At 64.3% G+C, this 19,650-nt stretch carries 26 protein-coding genes and 1 pseudogene; 19 read left to right on the forward strand and 8 right to left on the reverse strand.

The window, feature by feature from the left end; genetic code table 11:
- Positions 1 to 7 precede the first annotated feature (7 nt).
- The gene (locus OG595_RS28745; protein WP_329276943.1) at positions 8 to 1,534 is read left to right on the forward strand and encodes a recombinase family protein; all 1,527 of its coding nucleotides are present in this window, start codon (positions 8 to 10) and stop codon (positions 1,532 to 1,534) included.
- A 59-nt stretch (positions 1,535 to 1,593) separates the two neighbouring features.
- Here the strand turns inward: OG595_RS28745 and OG595_RS28750 are convergent, their stop codons facing one another.
- On the reverse strand, positions 1,594 to 2,226 hold the full coding sequence (locus OG595_RS28750) for a helix-turn-helix transcriptional regulator (RefSeq protein WP_329276944.1): 633 nt from the start codon (positions 2,224 to 2,226) through the stop codon (positions 1,594 to 1,596).
- A gap of 127 nt (positions 2,227 to 2,353) precedes the next feature.
- On the opposite strand from OG595_RS28750, the gene OG595_RS28755 reads away from it, so the two are divergent.
- From OG595_RS28755 to OG595_RS28775, 5 genes are all read left to right on the forward strand, one after another.
- Entirely contained in the window at positions 2,354 to 2,602 is a 249-nt protein-coding gene (locus OG595_RS28755; RefSeq protein ID WP_329276946.1) for a helix-turn-helix transcriptional regulator, read from the forward strand.
- Positions 2,602 to 2,781 carry a hypothetical protein gene (locus OG595_RS28760; RefSeq protein WP_329276948.1) on the forward strand — a complete coding sequence of 60 codons (180 nt, stop codon included), beginning with the start codon at positions 2,602 to 2,604 and terminating at the stop codon, positions 2,779 to 2,781. Before OG595_RS28755 ends, OG595_RS28760 begins: the two co-directional genes overlap by 1 nt.
- Positions 2,782 to 2,861: 80 nt before the next feature.
- Positions 2,862 to 3,311, forward strand: a complete 450-nt coding sequence (locus OG595_RS28765) for a hypothetical protein (RefSeq protein ID WP_329276949.1) — start codon at positions 2,862 to 2,864, stop codon at positions 3,309 to 3,311.
- 133 nt (positions 3,312 to 3,444) lie between these two features.
- Positions 3,445 to 6,054 (forward strand): bifunctional DNA primase/polymerase, encoded by a 2,610-nt coding sequence (locus OG595_RS28770; RefSeq protein WP_329276951.1) that lies wholly within the window; start codon positions 3,445 to 3,447, stop codon positions 6,052 to 6,054.
- A 352-nt stretch (positions 6,055 to 6,406) separates the two neighbouring features.
- Positions 6,407 to 6,649 (forward strand): hypothetical protein, encoded by a 243-nt coding sequence (locus OG595_RS28775; RefSeq protein WP_329276953.1) that lies wholly within the window; start codon positions 6,407 to 6,409, stop codon positions 6,647 to 6,649.
- A gap of 288 nt (positions 6,650 to 6,937) precedes the next feature.
- Here the strand turns inward: OG595_RS28775 and OG595_RS28780 are convergent, their stop codons facing one another.
- Entirely contained in the window at positions 6,938 to 7,147 is a 210-nt protein-coding gene (locus tag OG595_RS28780) for a hypothetical protein (RefSeq protein ID WP_329276955.1), read from the reverse strand.
- Positions 7,148 to 7,682: 535 nt separating this feature from the next.
- On the opposite strand from OG595_RS28780, the gene OG595_RS28785 reads away from it, so the two are divergent.
- The 5 genes from OG595_RS28785 to OG595_RS28805 all read left to right on the forward strand — a co-directional run bounded on the left by OG595_RS28785 (position 7,683) and on the right by OG595_RS28805 (position 10,666).
- The gene (locus OG595_RS28785; protein ID WP_329276957.1) at positions 7,683 to 8,153 is read left to right on the forward strand and encodes a hypothetical protein; all 471 of its coding nucleotides are present in this window, start codon (positions 7,683 to 7,685) and stop codon (positions 8,151 to 8,153) included.
- Positions 8,154 to 8,289: 136 nt separating this feature from the next.
- Complete coding sequence (locus OG595_RS28790; protein WP_329276959.1) at positions 8,290 to 8,778, forward strand: hypothetical protein; 489 nt, start codon at positions 8,290 to 8,292, stop codon at positions 8,776 to 8,778.
- A 60-nt stretch (positions 8,779 to 8,838) separates the two neighbouring features.
- Positions 8,839 to 9,354 carry a hypothetical protein gene (locus OG595_RS28795; protein ID WP_329276961.1) on the forward strand — a complete coding sequence of 172 codons (516 nt, stop codon included), beginning with the start codon at positions 8,839 to 8,841 and terminating at the stop codon, positions 9,352 to 9,354.
- Positions 9,355 to 9,806: 452 nt separating this feature from the next.
- A complete protein-coding gene (locus OG595_RS28800; RefSeq protein ID WP_329276962.1) occupies positions 9,807 to 10,061 on the forward strand; it encodes a hypothetical protein in 255 nt (84 codons plus the stop codon).
- Positions 10,058 to 10,666, forward strand: coding sequence for a hypothetical protein (locus tag OG595_RS28805; protein ID WP_329276963.1), 609 nt, complete (start codon positions 10,058 to 10,060; stop codon positions 10,664 to 10,666). Before OG595_RS28800 ends, OG595_RS28805 begins: the two co-directional genes overlap by 4 nt.
- Before the next feature lie 44 nt (positions 10,667 to 10,710).
- On the opposite strand, the gene OG595_RS28810 is transcribed toward OG595_RS28805, so the two are convergent.
- The 3 genes from OG595_RS28810 to OG595_RS28820 all read right to left on the reverse strand — a co-directional run bounded on the left by OG595_RS28810 (position 10,711) and on the right by OG595_RS28820 (position 11,745).
- Entirely contained in the window at positions 10,711 to 11,004 is a 294-nt protein-coding gene (locus OG595_RS28810; RefSeq protein WP_329276965.1) for a helix-turn-helix domain-containing protein, read from the reverse strand.
- Positions 11,005 to 11,323: 319 nt separating this feature from the next.
- On the reverse strand, positions 11,324 to 11,545 hold the full coding sequence (locus OG595_RS28815; RefSeq protein WP_329276967.1) for a hypothetical protein: 222 nt from the start codon (positions 11,543 to 11,545) through the stop codon (positions 11,324 to 11,326).
- On the reverse strand, positions 11,542 to 11,745 hold the full coding sequence (locus tag OG595_RS28820) for a hypothetical protein (RefSeq protein ID WP_329276969.1): 204 nt from the start codon (positions 11,743 to 11,745) through the stop codon (positions 11,542 to 11,544). The genes OG595_RS28815 and OG595_RS28820 overlap by 4 nt, the downstream gene beginning before the upstream one ends.
- A 172-nt stretch (positions 11,746 to 11,917) precedes the next feature.
- On the opposite strand from OG595_RS28820, the gene OG595_RS28825 reads away from it, so the two are divergent.
- The gene (locus OG595_RS28825) at positions 11,918 to 12,673 is read left to right on the forward strand and encodes a DUF6879 family protein (protein ID WP_329276972.1); all 756 of its coding nucleotides are present in this window, start codon (positions 11,918 to 11,920) and stop codon (positions 12,671 to 12,673) included.
- 17 nt (positions 12,674 to 12,690) lie between these two features.
- Complete coding sequence (locus OG595_RS28830) at positions 12,691 to 13,542, forward strand: helix-turn-helix domain-containing protein (protein ID WP_329276974.1); 852 nt, start codon at positions 12,691 to 12,693, stop codon at positions 13,540 to 13,542.
- 48 nt (positions 13,543 to 13,590) lie between these two features.
- On the opposite strand, the pseudogene OG595_RS28835 reads toward OG595_RS28830, so the two are convergent.
- The 3 genes and pseudogenes from OG595_RS28835 to OG595_RS28845 form a co-directional block, all read right to left on the reverse strand.
- Positions 13,591 to 14,231: pseudogene (locus OG595_RS28835) on the reverse strand (HNH endonuclease family protein).
- 164 nt (positions 14,232 to 14,395) lie between these two features.
- On the reverse strand, positions 14,396 to 14,875 hold the full coding sequence (locus OG595_RS28840) for a hypothetical protein (protein WP_329276975.1): 480 nt from the start codon (positions 14,873 to 14,875) through the stop codon (positions 14,396 to 14,398).
- Positions 14,872 to 15,636 carry a hypothetical protein gene (locus OG595_RS28845; RefSeq protein WP_329276977.1) on the reverse strand — a complete coding sequence of 255 codons (765 nt, stop codon included), beginning with the start codon at positions 15,634 to 15,636 and terminating at the stop codon, positions 14,872 to 14,874. The genes OG595_RS28840 and OG595_RS28845 overlap by 4 nt, the downstream gene beginning before the upstream one ends.
- Before the next feature lie 406 nt (positions 15,637 to 16,042).
- Between OG595_RS28845 and OG595_RS28850 the strand changes: the two genes are divergently transcribed.
- The 6 genes from OG595_RS28850 to OG595_RS28875 all read left to right on the forward strand — a co-directional run bounded on the left by OG595_RS28850 (position 16,043) and on the right by OG595_RS28875 (position 19,606).
- A complete protein-coding gene (locus tag OG595_RS28850) occupies positions 16,043 to 16,285 on the forward strand; it encodes a hypothetical protein (protein ID WP_329276979.1) in 243 nt (80 codons plus the stop codon).
- Positions 16,286 to 16,300: 15 nt separating this feature from the next.
- On the forward strand, positions 16,301 to 16,774 hold the full coding sequence (locus OG595_RS28855; RefSeq protein ID WP_329276981.1) for a hypothetical protein: 474 nt from the start codon (positions 16,301 to 16,303) through the stop codon (positions 16,772 to 16,774).
- A 107-nt stretch (positions 16,775 to 16,881) separates the two neighbouring features.
- A complete protein-coding gene (locus tag OG595_RS28860; RefSeq protein WP_329276983.1) occupies positions 16,882 to 17,427 on the forward strand; it encodes a hypothetical protein in 546 nt (181 codons plus the stop codon).
- Between the two features lie 143 nt (positions 17,428 to 17,570).
- Positions 17,571 to 17,774, forward strand: a complete 204-nt coding sequence (locus tag OG595_RS28865; protein ID WP_443073165.1) for a hypothetical protein — start codon at positions 17,571 to 17,573, stop codon at positions 17,772 to 17,774.
- A 144-nt stretch (positions 17,775 to 17,918) separates the two neighbouring features.
- Positions 17,919 to 19,061, forward strand: a complete 1,143-nt coding sequence (locus OG595_RS28870) for a helix-turn-helix domain-containing protein (protein ID WP_329276986.1) — start codon at positions 17,919 to 17,921, stop codon at positions 19,059 to 19,061.
- The gene (locus OG595_RS28875) at positions 19,058 to 19,606 is read left to right on the forward strand and encodes a hypothetical protein (protein WP_329276988.1); all 549 of its coding nucleotides are present in this window, start codon (positions 19,058 to 19,060) and stop codon (positions 19,604 to 19,606) included. The genes OG595_RS28870 and OG595_RS28875 overlap by 4 nt, the downstream gene beginning before the upstream one ends.
- Positions 19,607 to 19,650 lie beyond the last annotated feature (44 nt).

The following is a 19,650-nucleotide window of genomic DNA, read 5'->3' on the forward strand; positions in this document are numbered from 1 at the left end:
TTAACCTATGGACATAAGGCCAACAAGTGCCGTACTGCTCGTTCGAATCAGCTACCGCAAGGCTGAGGAGGAGGCCGAGGAGTCCGCGGCTGAGAGCGAGGAGAAGCCGCGCCGTGCGGAGTTCTCCAAGGGCATCGGTCGGCAGGAGGAAGACGGCCGCGCCCTCGCCGAACGGCTCGGCTGGAAGATCGCCCGAGTGATCCCCGAGGACGACACGTCTGCCTTCAAGCGCCGCAAGATCAAGCTCCCCGACGGCACGACCGCGCTGCGTACGGTCCGGCCCGGCTTCCGCGCGGCCCTCGATAGCCTCGCCTCGGGGGAGTACGACGGATTGATCGCCGACGACCTTGACCGGGTTGCCCGTGACCCTCGTGACCTTGAAGATCTCATCGACGTAGTGGAGTCCCGGCGCCCCCGCATCCCCGTGGAGTCGGTCACCGGCTCCCTTCGGTTGGCGAACGACGCCGATATCACCGTGGCTCGCATCATGTGCGCGGTCGCCAACAAGAGTTCCCGAGACACCGCGCGCCGGGTTACCCGCAAACACGAGGAACTGGCCGCCGAGGGTAGGCCTCCTGGGGGCGGGTACCGGGGCTACGGCTTCACTGCTGTCGGGCACGAGCCTGTCGAGGAAGAAGCCGCGATCATCCGCGAGATCGCGGACCGCGTCCTCGGCGAGTGGGACGGCTGGACCCATGACCAGCGGTCCAAGATCGATACTGAGATGGGTGAGAGTCTTAACTCCATCGCCGATGGCCTGGAGCGGCGCAAGGTGCCCACTGTCACGGGCGCGCCCTGGTCGGACCGTTCGGTGAGGTCTGTGGTCACGAAGCCGTCCGTGGCGGGACTGCGCGAGTACCGAGACGAAATCGTTGGCAAGGCTGTATGGGATCCGATCATCTCCGAGGAGAAGTGGGAACAGGTCTGCGCCCGTCTCGCGAGCCGTGCCCGTAGCGTTGACCTGACCCTGCAGCGGTGGCTGACCGGAGTCCTGCGCTGCTCGCGCTGCCACCACATGCTGATGGGCTGGAACGGCAATGGCGGCCGGCGGTATTGGTGCGCGACGCCACATGGCGGCTGCGGGAAGATCGCAGTGAAGGCCGCGTTCGCCGAGGACGAGGTGGAGCGGCAGGTTCTCGAACTTCTGGGAAAGCCCCGCGTTCTTGAGCAGTTGCGGACTGTCGCCGATACGGAGGCAACGGACGAGACCCGCGCCGAACTGGCTGAGGATGAGGCGCAGTTGAAGCAGATGGCGGGTATGTACGCCCGCCGGGAGATCACGTTCCCGGAGTACAAAGAAGCGCGCGGGATCATCGAGCAGCGGATCAAGGAGTCACGGGCGCTGCTGACGTCGAGGGTGCCTCGGGTCCTGCGGCGCCTGCTCTTGGGTGATGTGGCGCAGGGGTGGGAGCACCTCGCTCCTGTCGACCGGCGAGAGGTTGTACTTGCCCTGGTGCCCGGGTACGACGTGCTGCCGCACGATCGGTCCAAAGGGAACAAGTTCGACCCCGCCAGGCTGGTCCCTGTCGACTAAAGAGTGCCGTGCGGAAGTACGTACCGCGCTGGTGTAGGAGCACGGGCAGGCGGCAGGCCTCAGCTGTCACTGCCTCCCTCTGTTCCTGTGGCTACAGCGAGTGCCTTCTCTACGCGTTTGATGGCTGCCTTGCGATCCTCACTCTGAACGCTCTGGCCGACCATGTCGGCGAGTGCCGCGGTCAGGGTCGCCCGGGCAGCGAGGGCTTCCTGCGCCCACTGCTGCGCTCCCTCGGGGTTCTCGCGGGCCTCCTGCTCCTCTTCGGTCGTGAGGAGTCCTCCAAGGCTGATGTTGAGAATCTTAAGGGTTTGGATGACACCTGTGAGCATCGGGGAAATTTGCCGCAGCGTCTTCAGGTCGGCGCGCCGCTCCCACTGCTCAGGGGTCTCTGGTGCGACTACGGCTGCAAGTTTTCTGGCCGAGATGGTGCCGCGCTGAAGCTCCACATCCTCGTGACGCTGCTTGAGCGGTGGCTCCATCAGCTCAGATAGTTCGACGTCCAGAGCAAGCGCGATTGCGACGAGTTCCGCTGCAGTGAAGGCACGTTTGCCCTTTTCGGCGGCGTGAACGGCTTGTCGACTCCATGGCTTCTCCAGGTGCTGACCCAGCGCCTCACCTAGCTCTGCCTGGGACATCCCTTCGTCGGCACGGCGGTCGGCGATATGTGCGCCGATGATCTCTTCTAGCCTCACGCTCAACCCCTTTTGTCATTCCACACGATGACAGATTTGGGCGAGGTAAGGCAAGCATTGACATAGTGTCGGCTGTCTGTAACGCTGAATCTTGCATGTCATTCCACAAGCTACATGGAGGGGTCCTATGCCCCGTGCTGTCGTATCTGCGTCCCGCGTTGGGTGCGTCGGCTCGCACCAATCCGCTGCTTTGTCCCGGCGCCCGTTGGCCACTGCTCTCGATATCGCTGAGTACTGTCGCGTCCCGCTCGCGACCGTCTACCAGTGGAGTTCGCGGGGTGGAGGGCCGCGCATGATCCGGGTTGGCCGTCATCTGCGGGCCCGCTGGGACGACATTGACGCCTGGCTCGATGATCAGGCCGTCAGGGCCGCCTGATGGTCGAACAAGGCGCCTGCGTGCCCGTACGGACACTCGTCGACCTCTACGTCGACCGCGATTTGGCGGACGCCCAGGTGCGCCGCCTCGTCGCCCTGTTGGGGCTCAGGCAGAAACGCAGAACCACGTCCGGCTTTGAGCTGGGCGATGGGGGCGCCGGACTCTCGAAGGCTGCCTGACCCCCGACGCGGCGAAGTCCCCGGGCCGCCCAGCCCGAGGACTCATCTCGCCGATCAACCTGAAAGGAGTTGCACAAAACATGGTACAGAATCCCGCCCAGTTTGACACCAAGCTCGACCAGCCCGAACCGCAGACCGATGAGCCGTTTCCCATGGTCCGCGTCTACGCCCTGCTCGACGCTCACCGCAGGTCCGTGTACATCGGCGTTACCGCCGGGGACGAGGAGGTCCGCGCATACCGCCACTGGGTGCGCCGGTACGACCTTGACGTCCAGCGGTGGAACCCCCGGCTCGCCGAGTGGCTGCGCAGCCTGGACGGGCCGCCGCTTGTCTCGCGGATCTGCGAGGCGCCGTACGCCCAGAGGCACCTTGTCGAAGGCGCGGCGATCGTTGCGTACCGGCAGGCCGGATACCTCCTGCCACTGAATGTCCGGGTCGGCCAGCGCTGGACGGACGAAGGGCGCGCCCGGATTGGTGCGGGGATGCGCCGGTACCGCGCCAAGCAGCGCGCGGCGGCTCTGGCTGTATGAACAAAGCCCCCTGCTGAAGGCCGGTGTTGGTCGCACCAGCAGCCGCAGGGGGCGCACGCCCCACTTTTTCGGTGATCGGGACCACAGACCTCGGCAGTCTCCCGGTCGCCGCTGAACAGAGAGGCGCTCATCAATGAGCGTAGTGCACGTCAATCCGATCGGTAGACCCCGGGTTGACAAAGCCGATACCGAGGAAGGCACGTCGTCCACGGCGTCGACCCAGCCGGTTCCCACCGGTATCCCCCTCGTCACGCCCGACGAGACGGGAGCAAAGGGGTTCATGGACGGCTCCGGCCGCTTCCTCGTCGGTCCGTACGCCGGTGACACGATGCTGGACTGGGCGCTCCAGTATGCCGAGCACGGTTACTACGCCTTCCAGCTCCGCGACGGGAGCAAGGGCTTTTTCGGCAACTGCCGACGGTGCGACTCGAAGGGCGACTACTACGAGTCGGACAGACACCGGGACGGCCGGGAGAACTGCACGCTCCATCCGGCTGGATATGCCCGGTGTCACGGCCTGTACGCAGCCACAACCAACCCGGACGTCATCCGGCGATGGTGGAGCGACAACCCACATGCCAATATCGGCATCAACTGCGGACGGTCCGGCATCGCTCTGGTGGACACCGATGTCACCGACGGCAAGACCGGTGAGGCGAACCTTGCTGCCATTGCAGCGTCGTTCGAGCCGCTCCCTGATGGACCGCGCGCCCGAACTGCAACCCACGGCGGTCACCGACTCTTCGACATCCCTCGTGAGATGGACCTGCGTTCGTCCACCGGCTCGGACAAGCAGATGACCGGGCTCGCAGACGCGGTGGACATCAAGGCGAACGGTGGCCTCATGGTCGCCGCGCCGTCAGTCATCCGCGACAAGAAGACCGGCCTCGTCAAGGGTCAGTACGTCTGGGAGAACGACCCGTGGCAGCAGCGTCACGACCTCCCACTGTGGATACCTGAGGAAGTCGAGCGTCGTCGTGCCAGCAAGCGCTCCGCAGCCGTACCGCTGGCCCGCGTCGGTGACGGCTGGATCAACTCTCAGACGGGTCGGACGGCCGGCGAACTCGCCGGATACGAGGAGACGCGTGCCCGGGTCGAGGAACTAGCCGACGAGATCCGGTACGCGAGCGGTCCCAACTTGGGGACTCACGGCCTGCTGCTGGCACAGCCGCTGAAGGCGTACCAGTACGCGATGCACGGCCAGATCTCCGAGGAGGAGGTCACCAACATCATGCGGGATGCTGGTCTCGCTGCTGGCCGTGACCCTGGCGAGGTGGAGCGCGCTGTACTGGGCGGCCTCGACTACGCCCGCCGGATGCCCGACCCTCGGCCGTGGTTCGCCCGCTACAGCTCCTCCCGCACGGACTCTGACGTTCCCGGGGACTCAGCGGTGGACGGCGGTGCTCACATCCCCACGCCGCGCGACCCGGAAGGTATTGGCTCCGCGTACAACCAACAGGAGGGTGATCAGGAGAGTCTGGATGCGGATGCGCTCCGGCGGGAGCGTGCCCGCAGGCGTGCGCATCGGATCGTCGACTCCGAGGAGTTGCAAAGGACAGCGGAGGACCCGGAGTACGAAGCCACGCAGTATCAGGCTGAGTACGTCCGAGAGAAAGCCCGGCTGGAAGCCAAGAAGCGCATCGCCGCCGAGCTGCGCGTCGAGGAACCGGTCACTGATCTCGGTGCTCTGTACGACGAGTTGGAGGATGAGAGCGCTGCCGACCGACGCCCGCAGGCTGGTTACCTCTCTGATGATGACTGCGGCCTGTGCTATGCCGGAACGTCCAACGGTATCTACGGCGACGGCGGTATCGGCAAGACGCTGATCCTGTCGCGCCTACAGGTGGAGGCCTTTCAGCGCGGACAGACTGTCGTCCACTGGGAGTTCGACAACAACTCCGACCGTGCGATCGTGCGGCGCCTCAAGAACGCCGGGGCGACCCGAGACCAAGTAGCCAAGCAGTTTCGCGTCTTGCGCTCCGAGGAGGACATCGCAGCTCTTCCGTCCGACTTCGCCGACGCCATCGGCCTGGTGACGTTGGACGCGATCACTCCCGCCATCACGGCACTAGGAGCCGAGGTTAACCACCCGAGCGGTATGGACATGGCGCTACGCGCGTTCCTCGCGCCGTTCACTGTAAGAGGCGCTACGGGTCTGTTCATCGGCCACGTTGGCCATGAGAACCGCGATAGGCAGGCCGGATCGGTCCGTATGTACCAGGCCGTACAGGGCGCGCTCTACCAGGCGCAGGTCATCAAGCAGCCGGAGATCGGGTCCCGTGGACTCGTCGCGCTGACGCTGCGCAAGGACAACCAGGGGTGGGCCGGTCCCGTGAACCAGGTTGCCGCGTACGTCTCCTTCGACAGCACGGCGGGGGACGGCAGCTTGAACGTGTACTTCACCCGCCAGCGTGACGCACAGGGCGTCGAGGACGACAAGCGAGAGCAGTTCACCGCCCGACTGGACAAGGCTCGTCTGACTGAGCGGGAGGAGATCGACATCTTGCTGAAGATCGTGGCGTCCGATTCCACCGCCCTGAATGCGTCGGCGCTGCACATCAAGACCCGAGACATGGGCTTCAGCATCTCCGAGAGGAAGATCAAGGAGCGCCTGCGGAAGATGACGGAAGACAGTCTGATCTTCGTGGACGCCAACGCGTCGAAGGCCGCAGCGTCGACCAAGGGCGGGCGTCCGTCCGACCACTACCGGGCATGCGCGATCCCGAAGAATCAGGCTAAATAGGTTTCAGCGGGCAATTCGGATTAAATCTTCATACTCGCAGGTCAGGTGGGTTTCGGCAGGGTTTCCGACAGTAGTCGACCAAAACCCCTGCCGGAACTAAACCTGACGAAACCTAAAAGGCCAGGTCAGGTGGGTTTCGGACGCGATGGGAACCCAGTTTCGGAACCCGTCGGGGGGGTCTATATAGACCCCCCCGGTGACGGAAACCTCTTGAGCGAGACCCCTCCCTCGCTGCCCCTCAAGATCGCCTCCCTCGCACGTACGCCCGCCTAATTTGCCCATTTATCAGGATTGAGAACTATTCATGCAGATGTGCCGATTCAGCGAAATTCCCGCCGGGATCGTCCCCGCCGTGGGTCAGGTGGTCCTGGCCCGCCGTTCTGCAGTCTCAGCATTCACCCGGGCCTGGGTCACCTCGGTCCGCCCGTCACGGGACGGGAGCCGCGTACGTATCGCCCTCGTCTGGCTGGCGGACGATGAGCGTCCGCTCACCCCGGTCGCGGTCGGTGAGCGTGCCACCGTCTACCAGGCTGCGAGCGGGTGGCCGCCTCTGATCAAGGCCCTCCCCGCCCAGGCTGAGGAGGATGCTGTGTGATCACCCCCAAGCGCGCGGGGGTGGCGGGCGTCCCATTAGCCGTCCGCCCAGATTCTGATATTCGATCAGTTGTACCATTTAGTCATGCATATGGATCAGGCTGAACGCCTGCGGAGAGAGTGGAAAGCCAAGGGTGATCCGCCGTGTGACCACCCTCAATGGGAAACCGAGGTCGGCAACTTCGGAAAGACCGGCGACAGGGCCTGCACCGCGTGCGGCCACACCGAGTGGATCAAGTAGAGGCGCATGGTGAGGGCGCCCCGGACGAGAGTCCGGGGCGCCCTCACGTCAGACGAGGCCGTGCGGGACGGCTTGACCGGCAGCCTTCAATGCCTCGGCGTACGCCTTCCGGGTGGCGTCGGCTCGGTCTATGTACGGCTGGATCTCCGTGATCGTGAGCGTCCGCTGAGCGGCCTGCGCCCAGAGCGCCGAGAGCGCGTCCGCCGCCTTCACGTACTCGTTGGTGGCCTTTTCGAGGGTGTCCTGAATGCTCGTCAAGAGATGTCCCTTTCCTGTGCGTTGGTTCGAGGGGCGCGAGGCTACACAAGGGGGCCTGGTTCCAGAAATCGAACGCCCCGCCCGTAGCCGGGCGGGACACAGGAGGCGCGTGGATCTCCCGGGGGTACGTGTCCTGGGACGCCTGGTGCGACGGCGAACTGGCGTGGGCTCGGGCCCGCGCTCCCCCGTGAGGAACGGTGGGGTGTGGTCGGCGAACTATGGGACGCGGGGATGTCGACGTGGGCGATCGCTAAGCCATCGAGGCTGGGGCCGGGGTCGGTACGGTGCGCCGTGACCTCGACGCAGGTGTGCCATCTGGAACACCTGCGGACATTTAGGTCCCCGACATGGACACCCACGGCGGCGCTCTGTTCCAGAGCCGGTCACGCCGTGCCCCGTGACGGGGGCGGACGGTAAGACGTACAGGCAGAAGACGAAGGTAGTGCCGGGCCCTCGGCGCATAGTGTTCCTCTGTCCGGTTGGCTCGTACCTCACAGGCCGCTACAGGGCTTCCGCCCGGCAGTAGGCTCCCGATATGACTGTCGCTGCCGTGGTTCTCGTTTCGATAGCTGCAGCCCTGGAGATCTGGGGAATTCAGCGGACCGTCCGGGACATTCGCGCGGCGCGCCGCCGCTTGGCGTCGTACCTGGAGCTTCCGCGCACCGTGTACGGCTCGGTTCACGGCACCCTCGGCTCCCCGGAGATGACCGCCGAGGTGACGGTGGGGACTCCGACGCTTGAGCAGCGCGTCGAAGAGTTGGAGGCCTGGCGGCGCGGAATGCGGGACGAACTCAAGCAGCTCGACCTGAAGGTGACGGAACGTCTGACAGAGCAGTTCCAAGGCGGCCTCCGCTCTGTCGAGCAGACCACCGACGGTCAGTTCAAGAAACTCCGCGAGTACATCGAGGGCTCGCAGCAGTCCGTGTGGGACAGCTACCGAGGCCCGATCGTGTTGGGGGTCGGCGTCCTGTTCGGCTTGGCGGGCAACATCGTCTCCGCCATCTGAGCGTCCGGCCGGCCATCCGAAGGCATCGCCTGAAGGCCTCCAGCGCGAGGGAGGCCTTCCTCTGCCCGGCTGAACTCGTTTGCTATAGGCCGACGCAACGCCCTCGCCGCCCGTTCCTGCGCAGTACGTTCCGGACATGACGATTGAGTTGGTTTTGTACTGCGTGGCTATCGTCCTGGAACTGGCTGGTGTCCTACTGACTGGCCGTGACATCCAAAAGGCCCGGGGGAACCTGGCCCGTTACCTCGGACTCCCGAATTACGTGTACGACAGCGACCAGGGGGCTGTGGTCGAGGCAGAGGCGTTCAATCCCACCGTCGCCACTTCGGGAGTGAAAACCGTTGAGCGGCGCATCGGCGACCTGGAACAGTGGCAGGGGGAGTTGCCCGAAGTGCTTGATCAGCGTGAACGAAAATTCCGTGTCAGGCTGGAGTCACACCTCCTAGGCGATCTTGAGACCATCCGAAATAATGCCGACATTCAGTTCGTCGGGCTGCGGGACTACGTCAGGGGAACGGAACAGCCGAAGTGGAAGAGCTATCGGGGTCTGCTCGTGGTGGGATTGGGCCTCATCGTCGGGTTTGCTGGCAACATCGTCTCCGCCGTTCAGTCATCCTGCGGATGAGACGACGGCCGGCACTCCATGGGTCCATCGCGAAGGTACCGGTAATGGCAGAATGCACGCATGAGCGAATGGGGGGTCGCGCTGATCGCGGCCGGTGCGGCAGTAGCGGGCGGCGTCGTCACGGGCTGGTTCACCCGCTCGGCAGGGCTGCGTCAAGCTACGGCTGCGCAGCATGCGGGAGACCGTCAGGCGGACGCGCTGCTTCACACGGTGCAAGCCACCCTGGACGAGCAGAAGCGTGCCCGGATCGATGAACGGCGCCGACAGGTGTACGGCAATTTCCTGGAGTTCACCGAGAGGGTCGCATGGCTTAACAACCTTGAACTTCAGGTTGAGCCGTCCATGTCCCGAGTGATGGCCAGCTTGACCCTTGAGGGTCCAGCCTCGGTCGAGGACCCTGCGCGACAGATGCTGCGCTTCATCATCGAAATCTTGGATGCACGTAGGCGACAAGATGTACCGGCACGGGATGAGGCCGACGCGGCCTTTCGAACAGCTAGAGATCAGTACCTTTCAGCTGTGAGGGACGTCCTTGAAAACAATCCTCGTGCGACTGGACCAGGCTCCACGAACTAGTCGTAAATGTCTATAATGTGCGGAATGCCGGAATCGCTATAGGTCGATTTATCGGATGAATTCCACACCTCACCGGCCGCCTGGAATCGAAAAGATTTTAGGTAACTTTTCAACCCCTTCGAGGGGTTGACTTTTCCGACTTTATCTATTCCCTGGAGATCGGTCGGTTGGTATAATTCAGCAGGGCCATTTGGTTTCCCCGAACGTGAGTGGCATTGCTTTATGTATCAACCCAGCGATGTCGAGGAGCCGGAGTTGACGGACAAGCGGCGCGGGCAGCGGACTAGGTGCCGCCCTCCATCGCCGACTGCGATTCGCCGTCGGCGATGACGACCTGGTCAACAGGGTGAGGTGTGGTGGCCCCAACTGGTGCCTCGACGGGCGGTCTGGAGGTCGACACCCTGAGTCAGGGCTACACGTGGCCGCCGTCCGGGGGTTCGGAGGAATGACCCATGAGTGAGTACCGGCCTGCTCAGGAATTCTGCGTCGCGTACGAGGCATCGGCCTACGGCATGGTCGTGGGCGCATCCCGTGCGTACGCCAGGGCGCTTGCTGCGCACCAGGACGCCGCCCTCGCCGGGGACCCTGACGCCCTCCAAGCCATACAGGAGACGCGGGTCCTGTTCACCATCGCCGCCCCCAAACTCGCGCAGCCGACCCGGGACAAGCAAATGCCGCTTGTCCTGCTGCTGAAGGAGCACGTGTGATCACCAGCATTGACATCGAGCAAGCCGAGACCCGGGTGTCCGAGGCCAGGCAGCGAGGTGCACGCGCCAGGATGGCTGCGCGTACGGACGTGGAGGACGCGATTCAGCGTGAGGTCCGCCGGGCCGACGAAGTGAAGGCGGCCAAGGCGCGACAGGACGAGGCTCTCAAGGCGCGGAAGATCGCCGAGAAGCCGCACGCGGCCGAACTCAAGTCTCTGAACGCGTCGTTGGAGAAGTCCGCCGAGACGGTTGTCAGGGCGCAGCAGGAAGCAGCCCAGGCGCTCCTCAAGCTCGTCGGCGCGCTGCGGGACCACAATGCTTCCGCGAGTGAGGTACATGCCCGTCTCGCTGCTCTCGGGCTGCCCCTCGGTGACGAGGACGCCACGTACGAGACCGGTCACGGGCGCGCCGGCATTCTGCGGATCAACGGCACGCCCTGGGGTCCGGTCCCCGAGGATGCACTCACTCAGTACGTCGTCGCCGAGGTGATGAAGCGAGTGTTCGGCGCCAAGCACACGGGCGCCCGGGCGCAGGACGTCCGTGTGCACAGCCTCCTGCGAGGAGCGGGTGGAATGCTGACGGAACGTCTGAAAGCCGTTGCTTGAAGGAGGGTGTGGTTCGGAACCCCGGGCCCGCCTCCCCGCTGTCGTCAGCGTTGCCGGAGCGCGGTGCGGTCACCCCGGTCGCGGTTGCGTACGGCAGATGAATAGTCGCTGCCTTCGTGGAGCACTGCCTGGACGCCGTCCGCCATGGCAACCATGACCTGGGCGTCCAGGGCCTCCAGGTAGCTCTGCACCACATTGAACTGAAGGTACGGGAAGCCGTTCTCGATTTGGCTGATCCGTGGCTTTGTCACGCCCATCTTCTCGGCGACCTGTTTCTGCGTCAGACCGCTCATGCGGCGCATCTCGGCCAGGCTTAGTACGCCTCGCTCCTCGTTCATCTACTCCCCGATATCGCATGTGTAGGGACACGGCTCTCCTGTTGGGGGTGCCCTGCTGTGCTGGTTTAGTCTCCGGTGCCATGGGGTGCCCGAGGGCCACCCGCATTGCGCCATGCCCGGTACAGGCCAGAAGCGACCTCGCAGCGAATCTCCTGGCTCTCCTCGTTGCCATCCTGGCTGCGGCACTCCGAGCAGATGGCGCAGTGCGCCAGCAGAGCGCGGTACGCCCCCCGCACGTCGCTGAACATGCCGTCGTCGGCGACGGCTTGCATGTGACCGGGACCGCTTCCTTCGTCGCGCCACTCCCACCGGACGCCGCTCATGGTGTCTTTCCTCGACTACGGGAGTTGGCCAGCGCCACGCCGTACGACAGTCGCTCCGCCTGTGTGGCCGGACGCAGAATGCCGTGCGCGTCCCATTCCCTTCCACCACCGGGGGACTTGAGCTGAAAATACGGGCCGATGTGGTCGACGACCTGACCGACCGTGAGGGTCCCTTCGTCCCACACCAGGTCGCCGATGTCCGGGGTGTACCCGCTCACGCGCACCCCCGCTGGATGACTTCGGCCAGGCGCAGCGCCACGTCGCTGCGAACCCGGCCCAGGGTGATCAGGTTCAGTGAGGGGGACGCTGTATCCGTTCCCAAGGACGGCAGTACGACCCCTGCCGAAGTCAATGCTTCTCGCAGCGCCTCAGTTGCCGCCGTGGCCTCTGTGATGCCTAGCTCCTGTGTTGTGACCATGGAACTCAGCATCGACCCGGGCCAGTTGGGTCAGCGAGCGCCTATGCTCAATTATTCGCGGGCCCCAGCCTTCTATGGTCATTTATGCCCACGAGGGTGCGGTGGACCAGTACCGTCGGCTCCCGAGCACGGAGATCATGAGGAGATCAGTACCCGGCGAAAGGAACTGATCATGGCGCGACGCCTGCGCTTCAACGGCACCGGCAGTGGTGTGAACGGCTGCCCCGCTGTGCACGAAGACCTCGACACCGGTGAAGTCATCGTCCACGGACCGGCGCTCACCGACCCTGGCGACATCGCCCGTCTCCAGCACCTCGGAGAGGGGGAAGTACCCATTGTCGTCCCGCGTGAACTGCTCGTCGACTTCGGGCCCAAGGAGGTCACCCGCGTGCCGAACATCATTGGGCTGGACGAATTCGACCGGCTGTTCACCCAGTTCAAGCACGCAGCTTGGCGTCTGGAGACCCGACGCCGATACGCATCCGACGAGGTCACCGAGACCTACGCCCAGTTCATGCGCGGCGAATCGGTGAGTTGGGAGGGAGTCGATGTCGAATGGTGTGCGGAACGCCGTGAACAGACCGCACTCGGCAAGCGGTTCGAGCGTGTTCGGATCGTCGACAACCCGCCCACCCCCGGGCAGCTCTACCTTCTCGACAACGCCCAACGGAACAGCGCAGTCGGCGAGGACATCCACCAGCTGTGGCGCGACGATGCTGAACGGCTCCAGCTCCCTGACGAGGACTTCTGGATCTTCGACTCGCGACTGGTGGCCCGGCTCAACTTCGACGGCGAGGACAACCTCGTCAGCGTGGAGCTGATCACGGAGCCGGTCGAGGTCAACCGGTACGCCCAGGTGCGCGATTCCGCCCGGCACTACGCCGTGCCCTACGAGACCTTTGCGGCGGGCTTGGCCGCGACCGATTAGACAGTGAGCGGGGACGGGTGAGCACGGACTATCAGCAGTCGCGAGAAGCACTCGGCGTACGGCTGCGCGAGTTGAGACTGTCGGCCCCTGATGGCCGGCTCACCGGTTCCGCACTGGCCAGACGGCTCGGCTGGCCCCAGCCCAAGGTCAGCAAACTGGAGAACGGCAAGCAGACCGCCACCCCCGAGGATCTGCGGGTGTGGGCCGAAGGGACAGGCCAGCCAGAGGCCTATGACGAACTGCTCGCCCGGCTGAGAGGGTTCGAGTCCCATATCCGCTCATGGCGGCGACAGTTGGCCTCGGGGCACAAGCCCGTGCAGGACACTCACTTGGCCGAACATATGAGCACCACGGTGTTCCGGGGATGGGAGTCGTCCATGATCATGGGCATCTTCCAGACTCCGGAGTACGCCCGGCACATCTTCACCCGGTACACCGAACTCCAGCAGTCGCCACGGGACACCGAGGAAGCCGTACGCTCCCGTATCAAGCGCCAGGAGGCACTGTACGACCCCACAAAACGCTTCCACATCATCATGTGGGAGGCAGCGCTGCGGGCGCTTGTCTGCCCGCCATCCGTCCTGGGAGCCCAGCTCGACCGGCTGTCCGGAGTCGTCGGCCTGGACACGGTCGAGTTGGGCATCATCCCGTTTAGCGCTTCACTGAAGATCCCGCCCGCGACGGCCTTCTGGGTCTACGACGACAGCCGAGTGATCGTCGAGACATGGCACTCCGAGCTGTGGATCGAGGATGAGCCAAGCGTGAAGACCTACCTCCGCACCTGGAACACCCTGCGCGAGTCTGCTGTGTACGGGCGGGACGCTCAGCGGGTGATCAGCGCAGCGCGCAGAGAGCTGAACATGACCTGATGTACGGCTCGGTGGACGTATTCACGAAGACGCCAGGGGCTGTGTCGGCTACGGGGCGGACTCGAACGTGACGGTGGTGTCCGGGCACGTGGCAGCCAAGTCGCGCAGGGCTGTCTGCTCCTGAGTATCTGCCGTCAGCCCCCAGCGGAGCTTCGTCCCGACCCACTCCGAGATGTACCGGCAGTGCACCTCTGGTGTGGGTTGCAGCCACTAAGCCAGATCTTGGGCGGACTTGCTCCGGTTGGAAGGGGCCGACACCGCAACTAGCGACGTAGCGGCACCCTGATCGTTGGCGTAGGACTCGCGACGGGTGGCGCTCCAGGCTGAGGCTCCGCTGTCCCAGGTCTCCGCGAGCGGCGCCATGTGGTCCACGTCGAGGGCGGACGCGGACGTGACGACCACCAGACGCCCCCGACGAGGCGGCATCCGGGCATCACCTGCGGAGCCTCAACGGCCTCTGCCAGGAGTACCTCGGCCTTCGTGTTGCAGCCGTCGGAGGGGTTGTTCCCGGTGTTCCCGTGCTTGAAGGACGTACGGGTGTATCCGTCGCGGACCTCACTGTTGACCAGGAGGGCTTCCACTGTAGCCGGGGCGAGCAGGGTCTCCTCGGAGTGTGCCGGGGAGATGACGGTGAGTGGAAGGGTGGTGAGCGTGGCAGCCAGTACGGCACGCATCAGGTTCTTGATCACATTCCTAAGGCATAGCCGTACGACGGCGTCCGTCGCCGCCGGGCGCGCGCTGCTTCACCCTCATGGAGGGCACAGTTGACCACGAAACGATGCACTCCTTCCGGGAACCCGTGCTGGTTCGGAGGGCAGCCTGGACCGTCCAGACGGAGTGCCGGCCGATTCCGTCAGATGGGAGGCTGCACCTGAGACGCCGCGTTCGTGGCTCCCCTCGCGGCGGCGGCGACGGCCGTCATGTCCGATGGGTCGCTGCGTCGCAGCACAACGATTTTCAGGATGGCTATCAGGCTCGGCCCACACAGCAACATCGCGAGCCACCACACGTCCTTCGCGACATAGACGCCTGCGCCCAGCATGGCGATGCTCATCACGGCGCCTACGATCAGGCTTGTCATCCGGAACCTATGCTGACGCACCTCTCGCTCAGCGCGGGCCCTGCGCTCAGCTGCCTGCCTCTGAGCGTCGAGCTGTTTGAGCCGGATCTGGTGCTCACGCTTCAATTGCGGTTCAAGGGCCTCGAAGGCGACCTTCAGTTGTTCAGGACCGCCGAGCGCTGCCCCCCACTTCATGGCGATTTCCAGTCCAGCAGACACAAGGGGATCGTCACTGGGCACTGTCGGGATCGCGCTGCTGTCTTCGACGTTCACTGCTGCGCGCCTCCGCCACCGCTTCCGGCGGGTGTGTAGTCGAGTTCGGTGGGTTCTGGCGGGGGGCCGAGAAGGAGGAACAGCCTGGCCAGGGTGTGCTCGATGGTCTCCTCAGCAGCAGGGGCCACCACTTCGAGTTCCTCGTGCCCGAGAGGTTGGCTACGCAACAGGTTCGCAAAGTGAACCTGCAATTCCTGATCGGACCAGTCCGTTTTGACCTGTGCGAGCCGAGAAATTCTGGACACCGTGACGAAGTCGACGTCTGTTACGTCAGGGTCTTCGGGATCGGCCTCGTTGGCTGTCGTTCCAAGTCGAAGCTGGCCGAGGGCCAGGATGTTCAGCACCGCCCGGCGGGCTGACTCGCTAGGCTCATCGGTGCCTTGCTGTAGGGCTTCCAGTAACGCGGGATCACCGAGGCCGGAGGGCCCTGTAATTCTCTTCAGTGCCTCCAGGTATGTGTCGCGTGCTGGAGGATTTCTGGGTGAGGGCCCTGCAAATCTCTCCAGCGCCTCTAGATATGCGTAGCGGTCTGCAGGATCACTGGGCGAGGGCCCTGTAATTCTCCCCAATGCCTCCAGATATGCGTCGAAGACTGCAGGATCGCTGGACGGCCGACGGTAGACCAGTTCATGCTGGGTCCACTCATCGGAAGACGTGGATGCCTGGTTGTCTGTAAGCTCAAAAGCTCGCATAGAGGCCTCCAATCGCGCCTGGAGGTCGGCGAGTTGCTCTGAAGCAGAAAAGGGTTGGTCGTTGTCCATCTGGGAGGGGATTTCGGATGCCGGTCCACCGCGATGCGAGCGCCTCAGTGAGTCTGCAATCCTGCGGCGCTCGTAGTGTTCCTCTGGTTCACGAAGCGTGATCGCATCATGGGACTCACCCGCGAGCGAACCTTCCACGCCCGGTTCCGCATCGGCACGACGGCGCCAACTCAGCCACCTAGGCACAAACTTGGAAATGGTCGCCACCTCCTTCCGTCGGCATCCTCATGGTACCGAGACGGAGGCTGGGGAGCCGATGGTTCCGGCAAGACGACGCCACTCTCTCCTGGAGCGCCCGGGGCGGGCGGCACGCGCCAGGGCGTTGGGGGTTATCCACAGGGCGGAACGTGACTGATGTCCGCGCCCTACCGTGGCGTCTCGGTGGATCACAAGGGGGCGTACACACATGCACGGGATGGTGTTCGAGGATCTCGCGGTCGAGGTCATGGCGGAGCTGCCGACAGACGAGGCGCGGGGTGAGGTGCTCACACTCGTTGAGGCCGTACGTAAGGATCCGAGGGCGTGGTTGGACGTACGGGACCCCGGCAGTGTCGAGGAGATTCGCGAGGCGTTCGGGGCGCGCTGCTGGATCCAGTACATGCCGCATTCCGGGGCGATCGAGGTCCGTGAGATCGGGTGGGCCGGATAGGGCTATGGTCCGGGCATGGACCTGGGAGACGTGACTGCCTTGTTAGCTCTCGCGCTGTCGGCGGGAGCGTTCGTGGTGAGCATCAAAGCGCGAGGTGACGGCAAGAAGTCGGCGGCCGCGTCGGCTACTTCGGCTGAAGCCTCGGTCCGGTCGGCCGTTGCAGCGGAGGAGGCCCTGGCATTGCAGCGACGCGAGGCAGAGGCGGTTGCTGAGGCTCGTCGGCCAAGGGTGCTTCTCAGCATCGTGCGGGTGAATGGAGACACGTACCGCATTCAGAACGACGGCGAACTTCTCGCCAACAACCTGCAATTCGAAGAGGATGGCCTTCCTGCGGTGCACACTCTCCGAGACGACGGACCGATCTCTCTGAACGGTGGAGAGGCGCATTCCTTCCTCATGGCGGGATCTGCTGCGAATCCAATCCCGGCTCAAATCAGAGTGAGTTGGGACGGGCAGGAGACGCCTGTCGCTGTACGGGTCAATCGCTGACGAGCCTGAACTGCTCCGTTTCTGGCGGGTCTGACGATGAGACCGCGTGCCAGCGGGTGCCTCCGCGTACGTACGGCGCTCGCCCATCGGCCCAGCACACTGGGGTCGTGAAGATGACAGAGACGTACGCGGCAACGATCGCGGCGGTCGCACCGGTCCTCTGGTTGGTCGCGGCTGTAGAGGTCCACCAGTTCCTGCAACGCCTGGCGGAACCGCTCAGGTACAACGCCGGCCTCGCCAGGACTCGCCGCCGTACCGAAAGGACAGAGGGGCCCCCAACGCCCGAGCTTCTGGCAGAGATCGAAGCAGCGATTCCGCCAGAAGGGCATGCGTCCATGGACGCCGAAGCGCCCATCAAGTCCCGCGTCGCAGCGGTCTACCTCTTTGTGGCTTCTCTGCTCGTCAGCGCGGAGGGCGTCTCGCTGGCTTGGCTCGGGGGCGCGCGGCACGCTGATAGCGCACTCGCATGGTTCTGTCTCGCGTCGGTGCTCGTCGGCTTCTTGATTGTGACGTCTGCCCCCGCGTTTTTGGCGCATGGGGAGGCCGTGTACGGGCACCACCAGATGAATCAGGATATGGAGGGGCTACGCACGTGGGCGAGAGCTCAGCGCCGCGCACTGGAGGACCAGGAGAACCGCGGCACGGACGCCTAACGCTGGCGCCTCAGCAACAGCCGGGCGACGGATGAGGACGCCGACGCTCTGATTCTCTTGCTCGCAATTCCGAGCCGTCACCTGCAGAGATGGGTCTGAACGCGGGTGTCCCCGGCGGGGGAGAGGCTGACAGCATGTCCGTGATGCGCGTGCTTGTGTACCCGCCCGATGAGGACGGCGGTCGGCGTCTGCGTGTCGACGGCGAGATCCTCGGCCGCGCGTACGGGCTGCGGGACATCACCGAGTTCCTGCGCCGGGCCGGGATCGAGGACGTCGGCGAGACGTACGTCGAGGAGTCCGGGCTGATCGAATGGAGAGGCGGCGGGCCGGAGGCATGGGGCCACTGAGCACTGCCGATGACCTCCAATGATCGATGTCACGGGCGGCTCGATCACGGTCTTGTGTAGTCCATTGGGGCGATTGAGGTTTTGTCCGGTTTGGCACCGGTGATCCACATTGCGATTTTCGCAACTCGGCGGTACCGTCACGACATGAACGCCGACCTGATCGAACGAGTGCTCGAAGTGATCGGCAGGGCCGGACCCACTCAAGCCGCCCAAGCGGAACGACTCGGGATGACACCCGACAAGCTATCCAAGTCACTCAATGGCACCCGCCGCTTTAACTCCCTCGAACTTGCCTTGCTGGCAGAGGCGACCGGAACCACCGTCGACTGGCTCCTCAGCGGGCGACTGCCGCGCACCGCTCGCAATGTGGCAGCGCGCAAGAACTCCGACGGTGGCAATCAAGCTGACGCTCGCTCGGTTCTTCAAGGCTATGAGGGGCTCATTGACGCCCTGCAACGCCTTGGCTACCCCCTCCCAATGAACGTCCCCGAGATCGACTTCGAGGGCGCCCTAGCGGTGGAGCAGGGGGAGCAACTGGCGCGAGCCGCGCTCAAGCATCTCAACTCGTCACCTAGGAAATGGGATGCTGAGGAACTGGCTGCGCAGTGCGAGGAAGCCTTCAGTGTAGAGATCGCAGCAACCGAGCTGCCTGATGGGCTCGACGGGCTTGCTTGGGCGCCGGGGGATTTTCGCCTGATCATCGTTACTTCGACGCCCGTCTGGACCCGCCAACGCTTCACTCTGGCCCACGAGTGCGGTCACATACTGGCTGGTGACGCTCGCGAGATTGTTGCTGAGCAGGTCTCGCCCGGACGGTCCACCTCTCTGAGTGAAGTGCGAGCCAACGCATTTGCCGCAGGGTTCCTCATGCCGACAGACGAAGTCTTCGAGGACGCTTCAAGCCCCATGGATAGCCAATCCATCAGTCGGCTCGCCTGGAAGTACAAGGTGTCCCCAAGCGCTATGGCGACTCGTCTCAAAGCCCTCGGCCTGATTAAGCCTGATGAATATCGCCGTGCAGTCGTGGGCACCACGCGAGACGCGGCCTTGCTCTCGCGGGCTCTCGAAGAGCATCTGAGGATGGCCGGGCGGGCCCGCCGAGGCTGGCCACCGCAGCGTCTGAGTGAACTGGCCACACGTGCGTACCTTCAGCGGGACATTTCCATCCGTCCGCTAGCAACTCTCTGGGAGGTGCCTCCCGAGGACTTGCTGGATGTCATGGAGCCGCCACTGGTGCAGCCTGACGACGAGCCCTGTACAGAGACGGGGCTGGTCTTCACCCCATGACCCCCGTTATCGCGTTCTGGTTCCCCGACAACACGGTGCTCTGCAACTTTGCATGCGTCGACCGCATACCGCTGCTTGAGCAGATCCTCAACGGCCGCGGCCGTTGGACAACCGCGGTGGCATACGAGGCGAAGAGGTCGGCTCAAATCAAGTACCGGAGTCTTCAACCGTTGGTCGGCGGAGGGTTTCTGGGGGAACCGATCGAGGTCAAGGACGACGAAGCGGACGCTGTTGAGACGGTGAGAGCCAGTTTCGGCGGCACGTCTGCGATGCCGATGGAGCACTTGGGAGAGGCGGAAACGCTGCACGTGATCCAGACGCGGCGTGAGTTCAAGGGGAATTCGACGTGGATCAGCGACGACAGGATTACTCTGTCCTTCGCCCGCAAGAAGAACATCAATGTCATGGACACCACGGATCTGATGGGTCAAGGGTGTGTTGCTGGCGATGTCATGCCTGCAGAGGCGAAGCGGCTGCTTGAGGCTATGAGGGCCCAGGAACGCACAGTTCGCGTTCCCCGGTCGATCGACGAGTTGATCCGTTGATCTAGCGGCGGCATAGGGCCCCTGGAGTACGACTCCAGGGGCCG

The organism is Streptomyces sp. NBC_01451, assembly GCF_036227485.1.
Classification (GTDB): domain Bacteria; phylum Actinomycetota; class Actinomycetes; order Streptomycetales; family Streptomycetaceae; genus Streptomyces.

Excerpts from the sequence above, each read along its gene's own strand:
- OG595_RS28760 (WP_329276948.1), top strand. The coding sequence starts at position 2,602 with ATGGTCGAACAAGGCGCCTGCGTGCCCGTACGGACACTCGTCGACCTC.
- OG595_RS28795 (WP_329276961.1), top strand. The coding sequence starts at position 8,839 with ATGAGCGAATGGGGGGTCGCGCTGATCGCGGCCGGTGCGGCAGTAGCG.
- OG595_RS28785 (WP_329276957.1), top strand. The coding sequence starts at position 7,683 with ATGACTGTCGCTGCCGTGGTTCTCGTTTCGATAGCTGCAGCCCTGGAG.
- OG595_RS28765 (WP_329276949.1), top strand. The coding sequence starts at position 2,862 with ATGGTACAGAATCCCGCCCAGTTTGACACCAAGCTCGACCAGCCCGAA.
- OG595_RS28820 (WP_329276969.1), bottom strand. The coding sequence starts at position 11,745 with ATGGTCACAACACAGGAGCTAGGCATCACAGAGGCCACGGCGGCAACT.
- OG595_RS28755 (WP_329276946.1), top strand. The coding sequence starts at position 2,354 with ATGCCCCGTGCTGTCGTATCTGCGTCCCGCGTTGGGTGCGTCGGCTCG.
- OG595_RS28855 (WP_329276981.1), top strand. The coding sequence starts at position 16,301 with ATGGACCTGGGAGACGTGACTGCCTTGTTAGCTCTCGCGCTGTCGGCG.
- OG595_RS28870 (WP_329276986.1), top strand. The coding sequence starts at position 17,919 with ATGAACGCCGACCTGATCGAACGAGTGCTCGAAGTGATCGGCAGGGCC.
- OG595_RS28850 (WP_329276979.1), top strand. The coding sequence starts at position 16,043 with ATGCACGGGATGGTGTTCGAGGATCTCGCGGTCGAGGTCATGGCGGAG.
- OG595_RS28770 (WP_329276951.1), top strand. The coding sequence starts at position 3,445 with ATGAGCGTAGTGCACGTCAATCCGATCGGTAGACCCCGGGTTGACAAA.
- OG595_RS28745 (WP_329276943.1), top strand. The coding sequence starts at position 8 with ATGGACATAAGGCCAACAAGTGCCGTACTGCTCGTTCGAATCAGCTAC.
- OG595_RS28865 (WP_443073165.1), top strand. The coding sequence starts at position 17,571 with ATGCGCGTGCTTGTGTACCCGCCCGATGAGGACGGCGGTCGGCGTCTG.
- OG595_RS28810 (WP_329276965.1), bottom strand. The coding sequence starts at position 11,004 with ATGAACGAGGAGCGAGGCGTACTAAGCCTGGCCGAGATGCGCCGCATG.
- OG595_RS28845 (WP_329276977.1), bottom strand. The coding sequence starts at position 15,636 with ATGGACAACGACCAACCCTTTTCTGCTTCAGAGCAACTCGCCGACCTC.
- OG595_RS28800 (WP_329276962.1), top strand. The coding sequence starts at position 9,807 with ATGAGTGAGTACCGGCCTGCTCAGGAATTCTGCGTCGCGTACGAGGCA.
- OG595_RS28875 (WP_329276988.1), top strand. The coding sequence starts at position 19,058 with ATGACCCCCGTTATCGCGTTCTGGTTCCCCGACAACACGGTGCTCTGC.
- OG595_RS28790 (WP_329276959.1), top strand. The coding sequence starts at position 8,290 with ATGACGATTGAGTTGGTTTTGTACTGCGTGGCTATCGTCCTGGAACTG.
- OG595_RS28825 (WP_329276972.1), top strand. The coding sequence starts at position 11,918 with ATGGCGCGACGCCTGCGCTTCAACGGCACCGGCAGTGGTGTGAACGGC.